Source organism: Paenibacillus oryzisoli, from assembly GCF_001653565.1.
Lineage (GTDB): Bacteria > Bacillota > Bacilli > Paenibacillales > NBRC-103111 > Paenibacillus_E > Paenibacillus_E oryzisoli.
Genome location: NZ_LYPB01000071.1, coordinates 44425 through 63143, shown reverse-complemented (window position 1 = coordinate 63143; position 18719 = coordinate 44425). Strand labels below are relative to the sequence as shown.

The 18719-nt window shown below is 46.1% G+C and carries 13 protein-coding genes and 1 other annotated feature; of the genes, 2 read left to right on the top strand and 11 right to left on the bottom strand.

Features of this window, described 5'->3' with window-relative positions:
• Positions 1-98: 98 nt before the first annotated feature.
• The 5 genes from murC to A8708_RS16825 all read right to left on the bottom strand — a co-directional run bounded on the left by murC (position 99) and on the right by A8708_RS16825 (position 8225).
• Complete coding sequence (gene murC, locus A8708_RS16845; protein WP_068665455.1) at positions 99-1487, bottom strand: UDP-N-acetylmuramate--L-alanine ligase; 1389 nt, start codon at positions 1485-1487, stop codon at positions 99-101.
• Positions 1488-1494: 7 nt separating this feature from the next.
• Positions 1495-2868 (bottom strand): bifunctional folylpolyglutamate synthase/dihydrofolate synthase, encoded by a 1374-nt coding sequence (locus A8708_RS16840; protein ID WP_082927579.1) that lies wholly within the window; start codon positions 2866-2868, stop codon positions 1495-1497.
• Positions 2869-2937: 69 nt separating this feature from the next.
• On the bottom strand, positions 2938-5598 hold the full coding sequence (locus A8708_RS16835) for a valine--tRNA ligase (protein WP_068665451.1): 2661 nt from the start codon (positions 5596-5598) through the stop codon (positions 2938-2940).
• A 55-nt stretch (positions 5599-5653) separates the two neighbouring features.
• Positions 5654-5911: a binding site (T-box leader), on the bottom strand.
• 188 nt (positions 5912-6099) lie between these two features.
• Positions 6100-7221, bottom strand: a complete 1122-nt coding sequence (locus A8708_RS16830; protein ID WP_068665449.1) for a LysM peptidoglycan-binding domain-containing protein — start codon at positions 7219-7221, stop codon at positions 6100-6102.
• Positions 7222-7337: 116 nt separating this feature from the next.
• Positions 7338-8225: an RluA family pseudouridine synthase gene (locus tag A8708_RS16825; RefSeq protein WP_239696730.1), complete on the bottom strand. Its 888-nt coding sequence runs from the start codon at positions 8223-8225 to the stop codon at positions 7338-7340.
• Between the two features lie 265 nt (positions 8226-8490).
• On the opposite strand from A8708_RS16825, the gene A8708_RS16820 reads away from it, so the two are divergent.
• Positions 8491-9999, top strand: a complete 1509-nt coding sequence (locus tag A8708_RS16820; RefSeq protein WP_068665447.1) for a phosphodiester glycosidase family protein — start codon at positions 8491-8493, stop codon at positions 9997-9999.
• A gap of 499 nt (positions 10000-10498) precedes the next feature.
• Here the strand turns inward: A8708_RS16820 and hemL are convergent, their stop codons facing one another.
• Positions 10499-11797 (bottom strand): glutamate-1-semialdehyde 2,1-aminomutase, encoded by a 1299-nt coding sequence (gene hemL / locus A8708_RS16815; RefSeq protein ID WP_167355899.1) that lies wholly within the window; start codon positions 11795-11797, stop codon positions 10499-10501.
• 81 nt (positions 11798-11878) lie between these two features.
• On the opposite strand from hemL, the gene A8708_RS16810 reads away from it, so the two are divergent.
• On the top strand, positions 11879-12538 hold the full coding sequence (locus A8708_RS16810) for a Crp/Fnr family transcriptional regulator (protein ID WP_068665443.1): 660 nt from the start codon (positions 11879-11881) through the stop codon (positions 12536-12538).
• Between the two features lie 25 nt (positions 12539-12563).
• Here A8708_RS16810 and hemG read toward each other — a convergent pair whose 3' ends face one another.
• The 5 genes from hemG to cobA all read right to left on the bottom strand — a co-directional run bounded on the left by hemG (position 12564) and on the right by cobA (position 18714).
• Complete coding sequence (gene hemG, locus A8708_RS16805; protein WP_068665441.1) at positions 12564-14012, bottom strand: protoporphyrinogen oxidase; 1449 nt, start codon at positions 14010-14012, stop codon at positions 12564-12566.
• On the bottom strand, positions 14009-14956 hold the full coding sequence (gene hemH / locus A8708_RS16800) for a ferrochelatase (RefSeq protein ID WP_068665439.1): 948 nt from the start codon (positions 14954-14956) through the stop codon (positions 14009-14011). Before hemH ends, hemG begins: the two co-directional genes overlap by 4 nt.
• 1 nt (position 14957) lies before the next feature.
• Positions 14958-16022, bottom strand: a complete 1065-nt coding sequence (gene hemE / locus A8708_RS16795; protein WP_068665438.1) for a uroporphyrinogen decarboxylase — start codon at positions 16020-16022, stop codon at positions 14958-14960.
• Positions 16023-16180: 158 nt separating this feature from the next.
• On the bottom strand, positions 16181-17173 hold the full coding sequence (gene hemB, locus A8708_RS16790) for a porphobilinogen synthase (RefSeq protein WP_068665436.1): 993 nt from the start codon (positions 17171-17173) through the stop codon (positions 16181-16183).
• Positions 17170-18714 (bottom strand): uroporphyrinogen-III C-methyltransferase, encoded by a 1545-nt coding sequence (cobA, locus tag A8708_RS16785; protein WP_068665654.1) that lies wholly within the window; start codon positions 18712-18714, stop codon positions 17170-17172. The genes hemB and cobA overlap by 4 nt, the downstream gene beginning before the upstream one ends.
• Positions 18715-18719 lie beyond the last annotated feature (5 nt).

Here is an 18719-nt window from a genome sequence, read left to right as displayed (position 1 = left end):
CAATCTTCTGTTACTAGAGTATGAGAGAGAGGACCATATTATGATTCCTTCAAGAAAAAAAGACCGCCCCCAGCCCATCGGCTCAAGCGATCTTCTCTCTAGGTATGTGATTCGTATTTCTTGCGCAGCGATTTCGCTAACCCATCCGCTGCCTTCCAGATGTCTCCTGCACCCATCGTGAGTACAAGGTCACCTGGTTGAACATGGTCTATTAAATAGGTCAGTACTTCGTCACGTGTGGCAATATGCTGCACATTCGGGTTGCTGTTGCCTCGTATCAACTCAACGAGTTTAGCAGAGTCAACACCTTCTATCCGTTGTTCGCCTGCTGGTGAATAGATATCCGTTATGATCACTTCATCCGCTTCTAAGAAGGAGCGGCTAAACTGCTCGAACAAATAGTAAGTTCGTGTATACCGTTGCGGCTGGAACACGGCGATGATACGCTTTCTCGTTGCTTTGGCAGCGGAAATCGTTGCTTGAATCTCTGTAGGGTGATGCGCGTAATCATCAATGACCAAGATGTTCTCAACTTCACCCAGCACTTGGAATCTACGCTTTGCACCGCGAAACTCTTGAATCGCTTCCGCAATGTTCTCGAAAGATAGTCCTGCTTCTATGCAAGTAATCAATGTCGCAAGCGCATTGTACACATTATGTTTACCAGGCACGGACAGGCTGATTTGTCCTAAAGATGCCCCATTAGACTCTACTGTAAAGGTTACCTTGCGATCACCTAGTGAGATGTCACGAGCGATATAATCCGCTTGCGTTTCGATCCCGTACGTAATCACTTGACTTTGAATTTCTGGAATCATCTCGCGCAGGAATTCATCGTCCTGACAGACAATCGCTTTACCGCCAGGTCTTACTTGGCTCAAGAATTGTTTGTAGGCTTTCTTCAAGTTCTCGAAATCGCCATTATAGTTTTCCAAATGGTCCGCTTCGATATTGTTCACTAACGCAAGAGTTGGGTGGTACTGCAGGAAGGTTCCATCGCTCTCATCGGCCTCCGCTACCACATACTCCCCTTTACCAGCCTTGGCATTACTGCCAACATTCATTATTTCTCCACCGATGATATACGTTGGATCCGTACCGCAAATTTCCATAACCAAAGCAATCATGGAAGAGGTTGTAGTCTTCCCATGGGCGCCTGCTACAGCAATCCCTTTGCGTTCATTCATCAGCCGTCCCAGCATTTGTGAACGATGAATGATCGGGATGTTCATCTGCTCTGCTGCTTGCAGTTCGACATCATCTTTGGCTATTGCGGTTGAATATACAACAAGATCAGCACCAGATACGTTCGTTGCCTGATGACCGATAAAGACTTGAGCGCCCTTGGCTTTCAATTTCTCAGTTAACTCCTGCTGAGCAATATCTGACCCTGAGACACGGTATCCCATCTCGAGCATGACTTTGGCAATGGCACTCATGCCGTATCCGCCGATTCCAATAAAATGTACGTGTTCTGCTTGATTCACGCTGTTCTCACCATCCTTTTTCAGAATCGGTTTGATAGGTTATCCAAGAACGAACATCAGAAATTAAATACAGCGTGCCGGATACGACCGCCAGATCATCCTGCTCAGTTCTATTTGTTAATAAGGTTAGCGCTTGCTTCCAATCGCGTTCTACGACAACATCTACTTCTAGATTCATCTCTCGAAGCAGACCGTTTGCAATTTCAGCGAGGGCGTAAGCATCCCCTTTTTTATGAAAATTGGCTTCCGTAATAATGAGCGTATCCACCAATGGTAGTATATGCCTTAAGTAGCCTGTATGATTCTTCGTGGCTAGCATTCCGATCATCATATGAAGCTTCTTATAACTATACACGTTCTGAAGTGCTGCAGCTAGCGTCGCAGCCCCCTCAGGGTTATGAGCGCCGTCAATGAGAATGCGCGGCTCGTGTGAAACCATTTCCAATCTTCCTGGCCATTTGGTTCCAGAAAGACCCTTCTGCAAATCCTCATCATCCACGATAGTTGCGTAATATTGGCGAAGAACCTCAAGCGTCATGACCGCGACAGCGGCATTTTTCAATTGGTGCTCTCCATTCAATGTAATAGCTAACTCAGGAATCGGCCGGAATGGACCGTTAAACTGAAAGGTTTGACGGTCAAGCTCACTCGTCACATCCGTCAACGAAAATTGATCGCCAAGGGAGTAGAGCGTTGCTTTCTTCGCCTTAGCCGTTTGTTCGATAACGCTCCAAATCGCCGCAGGCTCCACCGCCGTAATGACAGGAACACCCGCTTTAATAATTCCCGCTTTTTCAGCCGCTACAAGCTCTAAGGTATCCCCGAGAATGTCCATATGATCATGACCGACATTCGTAATTACAGTAGCAATTGGATTCACGATATTCGTGCTATCCAGCCTTCCCCCGAGTCCAGTTTCCCATACAACATAGTCGGGATAAGCTACTTTCCCAAAGTATAGAATCGCCAGTGCCGTTGAAATCTCAAACATCGTTGGCGAACCAACCTCTGTACCTGCAATCTCATCCACAATTGGCTTCATTTCATTCACTAAACGTAGTAGTACGTCGTCCTCAATATCGGCGCCATTGACTTGTATACGGTTCGTATACCTCACCAAGTAAGGTGAAGTGAACGTACCTACATCATAGCCGCAAGCTCCAAGCACGGAAGCAAGGTAAGCGCAAGTTGAGCCCTTACCGTTCGTTCCCGCTACATGAATGAACTTCAACCTGCGTTCAGGATGACCCAACTTCTCCATCAACAGTTCCATACGTTGGAGGCCAGGCTTCATACCCAGCTTCTCCATCCGTCCAACGATCCAATCAATGGCTTCCTGTGCGGATTGAAATTCACCCGCCGTATTCTTGATTTCATCCATTGTTCTCATCCTCTTTTACTATATGAATTACCATGTAGACGAACCTAGGCAATCGTATAATTTACGTTCTTAAGCCTTTAACTCCGCTAATCGCGCGATAACTTTATCCCGTTTATCTGCGTAATCAGCCAGCTTGGCTTTCTCTTCTTCAATAACTTTCGCAGGCGCTTTAGCTACAAAGCCTTCATTACCCAGCTTCTTCTCAATGCGCTCAACTTCACCGTGCAAGGATTGCAATTCTTTGTCTAAGCGTGTTAACTCTTGTGCGATATCGATCAAACCTGCTAATGGCAAGTAAAGCTCAGCCCCCGTGATAATCGATGTCATTGCTTTGTCTGGTGCTGCCATTGCAAGGTCAATTTCAAGCAAGGATGTGTTACAGAAACGTTTCAAATATTCTTCATTTTGGCTAAGAATGTCCTGTGTCTCAGCACTTGCTGGTTTAATTAGAAGCTCAACCTTCTTACTCATGGGCACATTCACTTCTGCCCGGATATTACGAACGGAACGAATCGCTTCCATCAGAAGCTCCATCTCACGAATCGCATCCAGCGCTTCGAAAGCGGCATTCTCAGTCGGCCATGCAGCGAGCGTAATTGTATCCCCAACATGCGGCAGATGCTGCCAAATTTCTTCTGAAATAAACGGCATGAATGGATGAATCAAACGCTGCGTTTGATCAAGAACATATGCAAGTACCGATTGTGTCTGCTTCTTCGCGGCTGCATCTGTACCGTATAAGCTCAGTTTACTGAACTCAATATACCAGTCACAGAGATCATCCCAGATGAAGTTATACAGTAGACGGCCTGTTTCACCGAATTCATAGCTGTCAATTAGACGTGTTACATCACGAACTGTCTCGTTCAAGCGATGTAGAATCCAACGATCCGCTGTGCCCAGTTTACCCGTCAAATCGATATCTGCTGCGGTAACGCCCTCCAAATTCATTAGAGCGAATCGGGAAGCATTCCAAATCTTATTGGCAAAATTACGAGCTTGCTCAACCCGTTCCCAACGGAAGCGCAAATCTTGCCCTGGCGTGGAGCTCGTAGAAATCATATAGCGCATCGCATCTGCGCCGTATTTCTCGATCACTTCTAACGGATCAACGCCGTTCCCAAGCGATTTGGACATTTTACGTCCTTCGGAATCACGAACAAGACCATGCATAAGCACATCTTTGAATGGAATTTGATCCGTGAATTCAAGACCTTGGAAAATCATCCGAGCAACCCAGAAGTAAATGATATCGTAGCCTGTAACGAGCACACTCGTCGGATAGAAACGTTTCATATCTTCGGAATCATTCGGCCACCCTAATGTGGAGAAAGGCCATAGCGCCGAGCTGAACCACGTATCTAGAACATCGTTATCTTGGTTGAGATTCGCACTTTGACAATGGGAACAGATCGTCGCATCCTCACGAGTTACCGTAACTTGACCGCAATCCGCACAATGCCAAGCAGGAATACGATGGCCCCACCATAGTTGCCGGGAAATACACCAGTCACGTACATTTTCAATCCAGTTCAAATACGTTTTCTCGAAACGGTCTGGTACAAAATTAACACCATTGCCTGATTTCTGCGCTTTAATTGCTTGATCAGCCAAAGGCTGCATTTTCACGAACCATTGGGTCGACAAGTAAGGCTCAATAACTGCGCCACTGCGCTCGCTATGTCCAACTTGATGAACGTGCTCTTCGATTTTGATCAGAACACCTTGCTCTTTCAAATCGGCAACGATTTGCTTACGGCACTCGAAACGATCTTTCCCTTGGTAAGGCCCAGCATTCGCATTCATTGTTCCCGTTTCGTCCATAACGAGAATTTGTGGCAGATTGTGACGCTTACCAACTTCGAAATCGTTCGGGTCATGTGCAGGCGTAATTTTAACCGCGCCGCTTCCGAATTCTTTTTCAACATACTCGTCTGCAATAATCGGAATTTCACGATTTACAATTGGAAGCAGCAATGACTTGCCGATCAAATGCTTATAGCGATCATCCTTCGGATGAACAGCAACCGCAGTATCACCAAGCATCGTTTCAGGACGTGTCGTAGCTACTACGATGGATCCTGAACCGTCTGTTGTTTCATATTTCAAATGGTACAAGGCACCCTGTACCTCTTTGTATTCTACTTCAATATCCGAAAGCGCTGTGCGAGCCGCCGGATCCCAGTTAATAATATAGTTGCCGCGATAGATGAGACCTTTCTCAAACAAACTTACGAAAACTTCACGAACCGCTTGCGAAAGCCCTTCGTCCAATGTGAAGCGTTCACGCGAATAATCGAGAGAGAAGCCCATTTTGGCCCATTGCTCACGAATCGTGTCCGCATATAATTCTTTCCACTCCCATACCTTCTCCAAGAACTTCTCGCGCCCAAGATCATAACGCGTTTGCCCTTGTTCACGAAGCTTTTGTTCAACTTTGGTTTGCGTAGCAATCCCTGCATGGTCGGAACCTGGTAACCACAGTGTGTCAAAACCTTGCATACGCTTCGTACGAATCAGTATATCTTGCAGTGTAAAATCAAGTGCATGCCCAATGTGCAGCATCCCCGTTACGTTCGGAGGCGGTATCACGATGGTGTAGGTTTCTGCATCAGGGCGGTTGCCTGCTTTGAAGAATTCATTTTTGATCCAGTAGTCGTACCACTTGCGCTCCGCTTCTTTCGGGTCATACGTTGTAGGCATTTCCGTTTGTAATTTCGTTTCGGTCATCATAGTACCTCCATATCTGGCTAGTTGTTATAAACACAAAAAAACCTTTCGCCCCAAAAAGGACGAAAGGTATAGCTTCCGTGGTACCACCTTCATTTCATGCAATTGCCCAAATAGCAAATAACATGACACTTAAACAGATAACGGCTGCGACCGGAAAATGCTAATGCCTGCGAGAAATGAAACTCACACTTGCACTCACATTTACTGCTCCAGGGTGACTTCGATCGGATGTATCCTGAGGAACCTCTCAGCGCTGCAGTTCCACTCTCTGAAGGGCGTTCCGACTACTACTCCCTATCCTTGCAATTCCATATGTTGGTTTGAAAATGATTTACACTATATGATATCGAATTATCGACATATAGTCAATAATTACGAACCCACTTCTCAGGATTATTTTCTAGTATTGGGCGAAACGGTAGATTTTATACAAGGGCACAACATAAAGAGCCCCCAGCTGCGATCTGCAGCCAAAGGCTCTTGCCTATGTATAGGTATTTATTTGGGCAAATAAATAACTTGACCAACCACGATATCCTGATCGCCTAAACGATTCATCAATTGAAGCTCACGCGTCGTCAACTGATAACGCTTCGCGATTGAGTCTAGGGTGTCGTCTTTCTGCACGATACATAGTTTGAGCTTCCTGAACTCTTGCGACTCCGATCCCCTCTGGAGGAATAATCGCCGCCACTCTACCGGATCTACCCGCGATTCCGCCTCAAGAGCCGCTTGCGCCTCAGCTTCCGCAATCCGCTTGTCGGAAAGATACGTGCCTGCCTTAGATAATAGCGATTTGATGCCATATGGGTTAACCTCCACGGCGTCCGCTGCCTTCTTGCCAAAGGCAACTTTCAGTTCCTTTTTCTCCTCTGTAACGACGGTACTATCTCCATGCGGGGTCACTTTCAGCTCGATTTGTTCAAAATCCACACCTATCGAGCCATCTCCCGAAATGGCTTCTGGCTGAGCTGCAACCACCGTTGGTTCTGGTGTAGCAGCGATTAAAGTAGGAGTTGGCGTAGGCAAAGGCGTAGGAAGAACTGGCGTTGGCGCTGGTGGTGGTTGAATCACTTGTTGAACTTGTGGGACTTGTGGAGCTTGTTGGACTTCTGGAATCTGTGGCTCTTGATCATAAGGTGCTGGTATAGGTATAGGTCCTGATGCGTAAGGCATGATAGGCTCGGAACGTGGGTACTCAATTTGATGGACGAACGTAACCTCTTCATCCTCCCGCCAGCTTTCTTGCGGTACAGAAACCATTTCTACACCTTGCAAAGAAAGAACACCTGTTACATTAAGGCTTCGTGCAGATAAAAGGTCGATATCGAAATTCTCAATTTCCACCTGAATATCTTCTACACGATGAATACGATTCAAAGGCAGTGTAATTTCGACTGGAATCAAATGCTCAAGCGTGCGAGGACTCCCACCTTCTTCACTGAAATAGTTTCCTGTCAGTAGTAGATTCCCCTTCAGGATCGCTTGATCATCTAGCGTTATTACTTGAATATGCGGAAGTAATTCTACCTCATTCAATTCTTGTATAGCCGCCAAATTATCCTGTAAATGCACACGTTCATAAATATCAAAACGTAACCCTGGTTGTTGTTCAGACACCGAAATGTTCCTCCCTTCCGTTAATTCGAAACATCATGCAGCTCCGAATTGTTGGGTGATATACTTGATTGTCTCTCTAAGTATATGGGTGGATAAGGCCAGGCATGACTACATTTTTAATTCCTTGACATTTGATCCAACAACGTCTTGAAATCTAGTGGATACGGGGCGTGTACAACAACCTCATTTTGCGTAATCGGATGCTTATAAATTAGCCTTTCGCCATGAAGTGCTTGCCGTTCAAACAATCGCGAAGAGCCCCCATATAAGGTATCTCCAATGAGTGGATGTCCTAAATGACTGAGATGAACGCGAATCTGATGCGTCCTGCCGGTTTCCAGCTCCACTTCTACGAGCGCACCAGCTTTCATTTGCTGAAGAACGCGATAATGCGTAAGCGCTTGATCCCCATTAGGGGCCACTCTTCGTTTCCCTGGCTCATGTCGGTCCTTGGCGATCGGTTCATCAATCCATCCTTCCTTCTCTTTGAAAATTCCGTGAGCCAACGCAATATAGCGTCTATCAATTTGCTTCTCACGCATGGCTTCATCTAATAGGACATGCGCCCATTCATTTTTGGCATAAAGTACAACACCTGTCGTATCTTTATCTAGACGATGAATATGACGAACGCTGCATGCCTGTCCTGTCGCTTCATAATAGTAAGCTACCGCATTAGCCAGCGTCCCTCCTTGTGAGGCTTCAGCAGGGTGGACAGACTTACCAGCCGGTTTATTCACAACTAGAGTGAACTCATCTTCAAATATAACGTCTAATTGGTAAGATTCCGGTTTAAACACAGCTTTTTCCTGCGGAAATACTTTCAGCTGAATCTTATGATTGTCCGTGCGAATAAGCCCCTGAGAGGCTAAACGCAAGAAAAATTTGCGAGGCACAGGCAAATATGTCGCCAGTTCTTCCACAGCACCAGGTTTCAATGGTTTCCATTGTTCATTGGGAAGCGGTAACTCCATCCACTCCCCATCGCGCGACCAAGTCATCATGATTTCATACCTTTACGAAACGATAGGAAGATTGCTAGCAGCATGAGTAGAAATACAAAAACAATCGCCATGAGGTCGATCGGGAAATCAAAAAAGTAATAACGTTTCATAAGTAGAACGAGCTCCTTAAGGAAGAGGGATTATGTACACTTTATTTTAACAATTACCAATACCATTTGCATGCAAAAATATGATACTATTATACTTGTATTGTTTTTTTTCGACATTATCTATCATTTTATTAATAGAGCAGGAGAGGTTTACCTTGGGTAGTTCAATTGCAAATCATTTTCGAAATTATAGTTGGCTGAAGCGGACGTTACTTATCCTTGCAGCTTGTACATTTTTAAGTTCTAGCTTTCTATTTCTAACCCCACCTGGAACATTCATTCGCGAGTATTTGGCCAAAACCGTTATCACAACGCAGCATCGTGATTGGGCTTGGATCTTCGTAGGCGCACAGCGCCGAGACCAGATGGTTCTTGAAATGCAGAATCTAACCGAAGTTAACTCGATTGAGAAGCAAGATATAGAGGCAGTCCAGTTTAATACCAATCGTCCTATTGAAAGTCTCGTTAAAGTAGAAGATATTTCCGGCACCCTGTGGAAGGGTAAACGCATGTATGTATATGATCCTCGTTCAATCCGAGTAGTCGTGCCTTCCAAACAAGGTGAGGGTGAACGAATTACAGCTATGGTTCAACGAACAGGTGCTGTTGCCGGCGTCAATGGCGGTGGCTTCAATGATCCTGACGGCCTCGGAAACGGATTTGCCCCAATCGGTGCTATTATGTCCGGTGGCGAAATCCTTTATACCGACCAAGAGGGAAGTAACCCGCAACAAATTGTTGGATTTACCAAAGAAGGTACGCTTATTATTGGTAAATATACCATTAATGCCTTATTAGAGCTCGGTGTCACGGAAGCTGTGTCCTTCTACCCGCGTGTAATCGCGAACGGTAAACCGCTAATTACTAGTGGTGATGGCGGATGGGGACGTGCACCGCGTACAGCAGTTGGTCAAAAAGCAGACGGTACAGTTATCTTTATCGTCATTGATGGTCGTCAAACATCAAGTGTTGGCGCTACCCTGAAAGAAGTTCAGGATCTATTCTTAGAAGATGATGTAATCAATGCTGGATTCCTTGATGGCGGGGCATCCTCTGAGATGGTTTATAATAATGCACTGATTACCAAACCGTCGAGCCGTTATGGCGAGCGTCGCTTGCCTTCAGCTTTCTTAGTATTCGATCATCCTGAGAAAGTCGAAGTGAAGAACATCTGGGCTGGCTTGACGACGATTGATGCAGGCGGTGCTTCAACTCACCCTGAATTCTTGAAAGAACAAGCAGAACTGAAAGCACAAGGTAAATTACCTACACCAACACCGAAAGCAACGCCAACACCATCAGCGAAACCAGGAAACACATCAGAATCTGTCAAAGCAGGCGGGTCATCGTCACCTTCAAGCACGGAATCGACGAAACCGAACACGACGGATAAGCCGTCTACTGGAACACCAACGAATACAACTAATCCTACACCAACAAATACAGGCAACCCGACATCAACTCCTACTCCAACGCCAACGCCTAGTAGTGGGAATACGAATACGGGTGGTGTAAACACCGGTACCAACACGGGTAGTACCAAGCCAACGACGACGACAACACCGTCGCCTACACCTAGCACTACACCGAAACCAGCAACGAATGGAACGGAGACTGTACCGAACGCATCTACGTCTACTTCATCAACAGTTAAACCTAACTAGTAATTGAAATAGATGAGCAACAGCAATTTACTTATAGAAAGTTAGCATCCGTTTCAACGGATGCTAACTTTTTTTATACGTGTGTGGTCTCCTCTTCAGCGAGTAAAGCGCGCGGCGGGCGAGCTGGCGGGAACGTCAGCAGAAGGAAGTTGTATTAACTGGAAAATATGTAGGTAAAAATGCCGCTATTGTTGGGATCGAGTAAATTGGAAGTAACTAACTGTACTTTTTCCATCTATCTCTTAATTTGATTGAGAAATCGCAAATTTAACTGGAGATAATTTATCTATTCCCTTGAAGAACCCCCCTCAACTTTATCAGCATCCGTACATCGTACACTCATCACTCCGCACAAAATAAACGGCTACGCCGTCCTTTGAAGGACAGAAGCGTTTATCTAGAAATTCAGCATAATTCAGTAAGTAAAACTTATAAATTCTGATATTTTAAAATAAGAACAGCCCTCACGTAGTATATTCTACGGAGGGCTGCTCCTTTCTTATAATCGTTTCAACGCTTCACGATGAGCCTCGATCGTCGTTTCAATATCTGCATCGGAATGAACGGTAGACACGAACATCCCCTCAAACTGAGAAGGTGCTACCGACACACCTAGATCTAGCAAGTTGCCGAAGTAGGCATTGAATCGACCAAGATCGGATGTTTTGGCTGTGTCATAGTTAGTGACAGCTACTTCTGTGAAAAACGGACATACCATGGAACCTACACGGTTAATCGTGCTGGCAATACCGAACTCGGCAGCATTCGCAGCAAAGCCCGCTTCTAGTCTAGCTGATTTGCGTTCCAATTCATCATAAACATTTGGCTCACCTAGTAAAGACAAGGTTGCGAAACCAGCTGCCATAGCAAGTGGATTACCTGATAACGTACCCGCTTGGTAAATCGGACCTGCAGGAGCAATCTGCTCCATGATGTCTAAGCGGCCGCCATAGGCACCTACAGGAAGCCCACCACCGATCACTTTGCCAAGACAAGTTAAATCTGGAGTTACACCGTACAACCCCTGTGCACAGTTCTTATGCACACGGAAACCAGTCATAACTTCATCAAAAATCAACAAGGAGCCATATTGCTTGGTGATGTCACGAAGACCTTGCAAGAATCCATCTGCTGGAGGAACAACTCCCATATTGCCTGCAATGGGTTCTACGATAAGTGCAGCGATTTCTTCTCCGAACTTTTCAAATACAAGCTTCACAGATTCCAAATCATTATAGGGTACCGTGATTGTGTTGGATGCCACGCTGCTTGGGACACCAGGGCTGTCTGGTAAACCAAGTGTAGCAACTCCAGACCCAGCTTTGATCAACAGCGCATCTGCATGCCCATGATAGCTTCCTTCGAATTTGACGATCTTGTCACGCTTCGTGAATCCACGAGCCAGTCGCAACGCACTCATGGTAGCTTCCGTACCCGAATTAACCATGCGAACCATTTCAATGGATGGTACGCGTTCAATGACAAGCTTCGCCATCTCGGTTTCAAGCAATGTCGGAGCACCGAAGCTTGTACCTTTCATCGCCGTCACTTGAATGGCTTCGAGTACCTTCGGATGAGCATGACCTACGATAAGCGGGCCCCATGAGCCTACATAATCAATAAAAGTGTTCCCATCGATATCCGTTACACGCGAGCCCGAGCCACTCTCCATGAACAAAGGTGTTAAGCCCACCGATTTAAAAGCACGAACTGGACTGTTCACCCCACCAGGAATCAGCCCCCTTGCTTCTTGAAAAGCGGCCGCAGACTTTTTGTCGATTCTGCTCGAATTTACCATTATTTAGCCCCCAATATCGTAATCTTGTGATAAAATGAGGTCATATCCTACCCATAACTACCTATAAAGGCGGTACAACCTATGCTAGAGCTAATCAAGAAAGTTCCTTTGTTTGCCCAACTAAACGAGCATCAATTGAACGCGCTTATTGAAATTTGTACAAGACGTACTTATAAATCAGGTACAATCCTATTTCAGGAAAAAGAACTCGGTTCTGTTTTCTATATGGTCCTCAGCGGTTCCGTTAAGATCTACACAACCAGTACCTCTGGCGAGGAGAAAATACTGACGATCTGCAAAAGCACAGAAAGCTTCGGAGAGCTTTCGCTCATCGATGGCAAACCGCGTTCTGCCTCAGCCCAAACCTTGGAAGAATGCACACTCCTTACGATTACAGGCCAAAGCTTCCTTGATTTGCTTCGTAATCATTTTGACATTAGCTTAGGCATCATGCAAGAACTCAGTAATCGGTTGCGGGACACCAACCAACAAGTTTATGACTTAACGTTCGTCGATGCTAGAACACGGGTTATCAAAAGCTTAATCAAAATGGCGAACTCGCATGGCCTTCGTAAAGGAACCACAATCGTCATTAAGCTTGTTCTTAATTATGATGAAATATCTCAACTCGCTGGTGTTCAGAAATCAACGCTCATGCAAGTCATTCGCGATCTCGAAGAGAAGAAGATCCTAATGATCTCTCCAAGTGAATTCACTTTAGAGTTGACCAAGCTCCGTTAACAAACACGCAGTTGCTTATTATTTATCATGCATGTCTCAGAACAAGATCTCCAAGCAGCTTTGCCGCTTCTTTGCCTTGCCTTATGCAATCCGGCAGCCCGACACCATGAAACCCTGCACCCGTGACCAGTACGCGCGGCATGGCTGCAGTCAATTCTTTGTTGAAGTCCGCGATCGCTTCTAAATGGCCTACGGGGTATTGCGGCATGGAATGCATCAATCTTGTCACTTCAACGAAACTAGGTTCAGCCGTAATTCCAAGCAGATCACCTATATCTTGACGCGCTTTACTGATTAATTGTTCATCAGACCATGCCGGCCATTCCTGCTCGCCAGCGCGACCAATGTAACAACGAAGCAGCACCTTGCCTTCTGGGGCTGCATGCAGCCACTTGGCAGACGTTAACGTACACGCTGTAATGGTATACCCCTCATGCTTAGGAACAAGGAAACCCGAGGCATCTAGTTCAAATGGTATATCTTTACGATCGAACGCCATAATGACATTGGCTACAGATATATAGTCAATCTTCGCTAGCTTGCTTGCCGCCGGGAGTTCGGAAAGCAGCTTTGCCGCTTGATACGTTGGCGTGGTCACGATGACTCCGTCGACGACTTCACGATGACCGTCCTCGAAGATAACTTCCGTTTGCCCAGCCGCTACACGACGTACTGACACAACGCCAATGCCCGCACGTAAATCCACTGTACTTAACGCATCTACTAGACCTTCTACTAACGATTGCAGTCCTCGTCTGAACGTGACAAATACCGAGTTACGAACAGCCGCAGGCAAATGCGCGCTTTCCTCCGTCACATTCTTCCGGCTTGCCATCATCCCAAGAATTAGACTGCGATTCTTCTGCTCCATAGCCCGAAATTGCGGAAAGGTGGATTTCAAGCTCAGCTTATACGTATCCCCAGCGTAAATCCCTGCAAGCAGCGGCTCAACAATACGCTCAAGCACTTCCTTACCGAGTCGGCGCTCCAGAAAATGTCCAAGTGATTCATCCTCAGCAATATCCCTCTTTGGCAAAATCAAGTCCATCGCAGCGCGCAGCTTGCCAAGTGGCGAGAGAAGGCCTGTCTTCATGAAAGGTGTCATTTGAGTCGGGATTCCTAGAACCAAGCCAGGAGGCATCCTATGAAGTTTTCTCCCACGAACGATATACGTTTTCTTCGCTTTCGGATTCGTCCCTGTCAGCTCATTTTCCATGCCTAAATCATAAGCCAAATCAATAATGGGACGTTTACGAGCTAGGAAGGAATCAGGACCCTTTTCAATCACAAAACCGTCGTGCCCAATCGTATGAATTTTCCCGCCAAATGACGGAGATTTCTCAACGACAGAAATACGAAAGGGGCCACCTCCGCTGGCTTCATTCTCCGTCATCTGTTTTTTCAAATAAAAAGCAGCACTGAGCCCCGTAATACCTCCGCCAATAATCATATAATGAGGCACGTTGTTACTCATTGCGAACCAGCTGCCTCTTGCCATTTCTTGTAGACAACATCACTTAGTGTTTCCATATATAGCGGATCGGTGTTGAGTGACTCTGTACGTTCCAAATGAATTCCAAGCTCTTTGGCCAATCCTTGAGCTTCAATATCGATATCATAAAGTACTTCTAAATGATCAGAAACAAAACCGATTGGACAGAGGAGAATCTTATCCACGCCTTCTTCTAGCTTAATCATACGCATGACATCCATGATGTCCGGACCCAACCAAGGCATTGCGGTCTGGCCTGCACTCTGCCAACCGAACTGCCAATTCGTAAGACCAACCCGATCAGCAAGCGCTTTGGAAGTAGCTAGCAATTGATCCGGATACGGATCCTTCATTTCCAGAATTTTCTCTGGCAAGCTGTGCGCAGTAAAGATAACCTTCACGTTATCTCGATCCGCTTCAGCAAATCTCCCCAAAGCTTTCTCTACCCGCGTTTGCAGCGCATCCAGCAGCTTCTCATGAAGGTGATAATCCAGTACGAACGTTATGTTAAGTCCTAGCGCTTCCGCCTTATCCTTCGCTCTCTTCACATAGCCGCCAACACTCATTGTCGAATAATGAGGAGCTAGAACGACACCTACTGCCTCAGTGATGCCATCCTTAACCATCTGCTCAACACCATCTTCAACATACGGCTGAGCGTGCTTAAGGCCCTGATAACAGACAAATTCAAGCTCAGGATGCTCCTGACGAAGCGTAGCTTCGAGCCCCTTGACTTGTTTATTCGTATTTTCACGCAACGGGAAGAAGCCACCAACAATAGCCTCATAACGCGTTGTTAATTCATGCAATTGTTCAGGGGTAGGCGGATGACCACGACGGATATGGGTATAGTACGCTTCTACTTGATCTAAACTTTCCGGCGTACCATACGACATGACTAAGACACCTATACGTTTTGGGGCCATGTTAAACACCACTCTTTCCAGCTTGCTGGGTTAAAACGGAATGCGAGTAGGAATGAACAAACGTCGTTAATTCCTTTAATTTCTCAAGCGATGCTTCCGGGAACAAGCCATGTCCTAGGTTGAAAATAAACCCTGGCTGCTTCATCCCATCATCCATAATCGCCTTCGCTTGCGCTTCAATCACTGACATTGGTGCTGTTAAAATATAAGGATCCAGATTGCCCTGCACGGCATATCGGTTCTGAAGTCTTTCACGACCAACGGAAATCGGCACTCGCCAATCTAAGCCAATTACGTCGGCTTGAATCGTTGTCAAGTACGGCAGCAACTCACCTGAGCTAACGCCTGGGAAATAAATTTTCGGTTCTTTCAAATGGGATAGCTCTTTGAAAATCCGCATCATCGTAGGACGTACATAGACGTCGAAATCGGCTGGAGAGAGCGCCCCCACCCAGCTATCAAATACTTGAACGGCTTTCGCACCATTGGCGATATGTGCACGCAGATACGTAATGACCATATCTCCAAGCTTATCCATTAAAGCAAACCAGACTGCTGGTTCGGAATACATCATTTGCTTCGTGCGAATATAACTCTTGGAGGGTCTACCCTCAATCAAATAACTGGCGATCGTAAATGGCGCACCTGCGAATGAAATCAACGGTACTTCTAATTCTTTATCTAGAATACGAATCGTTTGAAGAATGTGGGACAAGTCTTTCTCCACATCAATTGGACGAAGTCGTTCAACATCTTGTGCCGTTCGAACCGGTGTATGAATGACAGGACCGATATCTTTCACAATATCGAAATCAACACCAAGCGATGCCACTGGGTTCATAATATCCGAGTACAAAATCGCGGCATCTACGCCCAGCTTTTTAATCGGCATCATGGTTACTTCAGCTGCAAGCTCTGGTTGCTGGCAAATTTCAAGCAAGGAATACTTTTCCTTGATCTTACGGTAGTCCGGGTCGTAGCGGCCAGCTTGACGCATATACCAAACAGGCAGCGTATCAACTTTTTCTTTCCGGCATGCTTTAATAAAATTATCGTTATAACTCATGAGGCACCTTCCTCTTGTTTCCATCTATTCTCATCCATTATGCCCTAATTATACCCCTCTCACAACCAACGTAAGCTTCTCTATTGCGACAAAAGTATGACAAAAGAACCACCCTCCTTCTGCTTAGGATCGCAGCGGACAAATGGTTCATGAATACATTACTTTTGCAAGTAGCGTGCGATATCTTTGGCGAAATAGGTAAGGATAATGTCGGCTCCAGCACGTTTGAAGCTCGTCATTGTTTCCATAACAATGGCTTCTTCGTTCACCCAGCCTTGCTGAGCAGCAGCCTTCACCATGGCGTACTCTGCGCTCACATTATAAGCGACAACAGGCAAATCGAAGTTATCTTTGAGCATACGGATAATGTCCATATAAGCAAGCGCTGGCTTCACCATTAGGAAGTCCGCTCCCTCAATCACGTCGCTTGATGCTTCGCGAAGCGCCTCACGGCCATTAGCAGGATCCATTTGATACGTTTTCCGATCACCGAATTGCGGCGTGGAATGCGCCGCATCACGGAAAGGACCGTAGTAAGCTGATGCATACTTAACGGAATAGGCCATGATCGGCGTGTTTTCATAACCAGCTTCATCCAGTCCAGTACGAATAGCTTGCACATAACCATCCATCATATTGGAAGGAGCAATGATGTCCGCCCCCGCTTTGGCTTGCGAAACAGCCGTGCGAACGAGTAGTTCCAAAGAAGGATCGTTTGCAACATCCGCTTGCCCTGTAATCGGGTGATGATGAATGACGCCGCAATGACCTGTATCCGTAAATTGACATAAGCAGGTATCCGCGATAATGAGCAAGTTAGGATTGATTTCTTTGATAAAGCGCGTTGCTTGTTGCACGATACCATCATCCATGAATGCGGACGTGCCTGTCGCATCCTTATGATCAGGTACGCCGAATAACAGAATCGCTTGAATGCCCAATTGCGTAATTTCATCGATTTCTTCTTTGACACGGTCTAGCGAGAAATGATACACACCTGGCATCGAGGCAATTTCTGACTTTACATTTGTACCGTGAGCAACAAAGATAGGTTGAACGACATCGTTCACCGTTACTTGATTTTCACGAACAAGATTACGAATAGCTGCATTACCGCGCAAGCGGCGGTTACGTACGATTGGAAAACTCATGATGGATTTCCGCCTCCTTGAATCATACTTTGTACCAAAGAAGCTACAGTCGCTTCCTTAGCCGTATATGTAATCGACAGACCAGCTTGAAGGACGGTTTCTGCCGTTTTGGGACCAATTACCGCAATCTCGACACCCTGCAACAGCGATAACGGATCTTCCGTACCGAGTTGCTTCAGTGCTTCCAGTAAATTTGTAACGGTTGATGAGCTTGTAAAAGTAATAATATGAATGCTTTGATTTTGCAAAAGATGAATAATCTCGTCCCCGTCATCCGTGGTCAGCACATTCTCGTAGAGGTCTACTTCTGTCACTTCAAGACCTAACTCTTTCAGTTTGGAAGGTAAATAATCACGAGCCAAATCCGCTGTCGGCAATAACACCTTCTGACCAGCGTTCAAATCCCCTTGAATGGCATCTAGGATGCCTTCTCCCTGGAACTTGGCTGGAAGCACGTCTGCCATGATACCACGCTCAGCAAGTGCTTCAGCTGTCTTAGGACCTACGGCAGCAATTCGTGCATTTCCCATTTTACGAACATCAATACGCAGCTCACGCATTCTGCGGAAGAAGAATTCAACGCCATTCACACTTGTTAGAACAATCCAGTCGAATTCCTGTAGTTTCTCAAGTGCTGAATCCAGGGCTTGCTGTACTTCTGGACGACTTGGCGCCTGTAAGCGAATCACGGGGAATTCAACAGGTTCTCCACCCAAATCATCAATCAGATCCACGAGCTCACTCGCTTGACTCCGAGCTCTCGTGACGAGCACTCGCTTGCCAAACAGCGGCTTCTTCTCCATCCATGCCAGCTTCTCACGAAGCTTAACAACTTCACCAACAATAATGACAGCCGGGGATTTGAAGTTCGCTTCTCGGACTTTATCTGTGATATCTGCAAGTGTACCTGTAATCGTCGCTTGATCTGCCCAAGTTCCCCAACGAACTAAGGCAACAGGCATTTCTGGGGGCTTCCCGCAACGAATCAATTCCCGGCAAATCTGCTCCAAATTGGCAACACCCATCAGGAACACCATCGTGCCAATTGCTTTGGCCAGATGTTCCCAATTCAAGCTGGAATACGTTTTATTCGGATACTCATGGCCCGTTACAATGGCAACTGATGAAGTGAAATCGCGATGCGTAACCGGAATACCTGCGTAAGCAGGAACAGCAATCGAAGAAGTGATTCCTGGGATAATATCATAGGTTATCCCGTTATCCACTAGAAGCTCCGCTTCTTCCCCGACGCGTCCGAATACACTCGGATCACCACCTTTGAGACGTGTTACGATCTTGCCTTGTAACGCCAAATCCACAAGCAACTGATTGATTTCTTCTTGTTTTAAAATGTGTTTATCTGGCAGCTTGCCAACAAAGATGAGTTCTGCTTCTGGTCTACGATGCTTCAATAAGCGTGGATTCGCCAGTCGATCATATACGATGACATCTGCTCTTTGGATCGCTTCCATCCCACGTACCGAGATGAGCTTAGGATCGCCAGGACCCGCTCCAACAAGAAAAACTCTTCCTTTGTTCACAGCAA

Bases quoted from the DNA above. Each gene is read 5' to 3' on its own strand.
- hemE (WP_068665438.1), bottom strand. From the start codon at position 16,022: ATGAGTTATAACGATAATTTTATTAAAGCATGCCGGAAAGAAAAAGTT.
- A8708_RS16810 (WP_068665443.1), top strand. From the start codon at position 11,879: ATGCTAGAGCTAATCAAGAAAGTTCCTTTGTTTGCCCAACTAAACGAG.
- hemL (WP_167355899.1), bottom strand. From the start codon at position 11,797: ATGGTAAATTCGAGCAGAATCGACAAAAAGTCTGCGGCCGCTTTTCAA.
- hemG (WP_068665441.1), bottom strand. From the start codon at position 14,012: ATGAGTAACAACGTGCCTCATTATATGATTATTGGCGGAGGTATTACG.
- A8708_RS16825 (WP_239696730.1), bottom strand. From the start codon at position 8,225: ATGATGACTTGGTCGCGCGATGGGGAGTGGATGGAGTTACCGCTTCCC.
- hemB (WP_068665436.1), bottom strand. From the start codon at position 17,173: ATGAGTTTTCCAATCGTACGTAACCGCCGCTTGCGCGGTAATGCAGCT.
- hemH (WP_068665439.1), bottom strand. From the start codon at position 14,956: ATGGCCCCAAAACGTATAGGTGTCTTAGTCATGTCGTATGGTACGCCG.
- A8708_RS16835 (WP_068665451.1), bottom strand. From the start codon at position 5,598: ATGACCGAAACGAAATTACAAACGGAAATGCCTACAACGTATGACCCG.
- A8708_RS16840 (WP_082927579.1), bottom strand. From the start codon at position 2,868: ATGGATGAAATCAAGAATACGGCGGGTGAATTTCAATCCGCACAGGAA.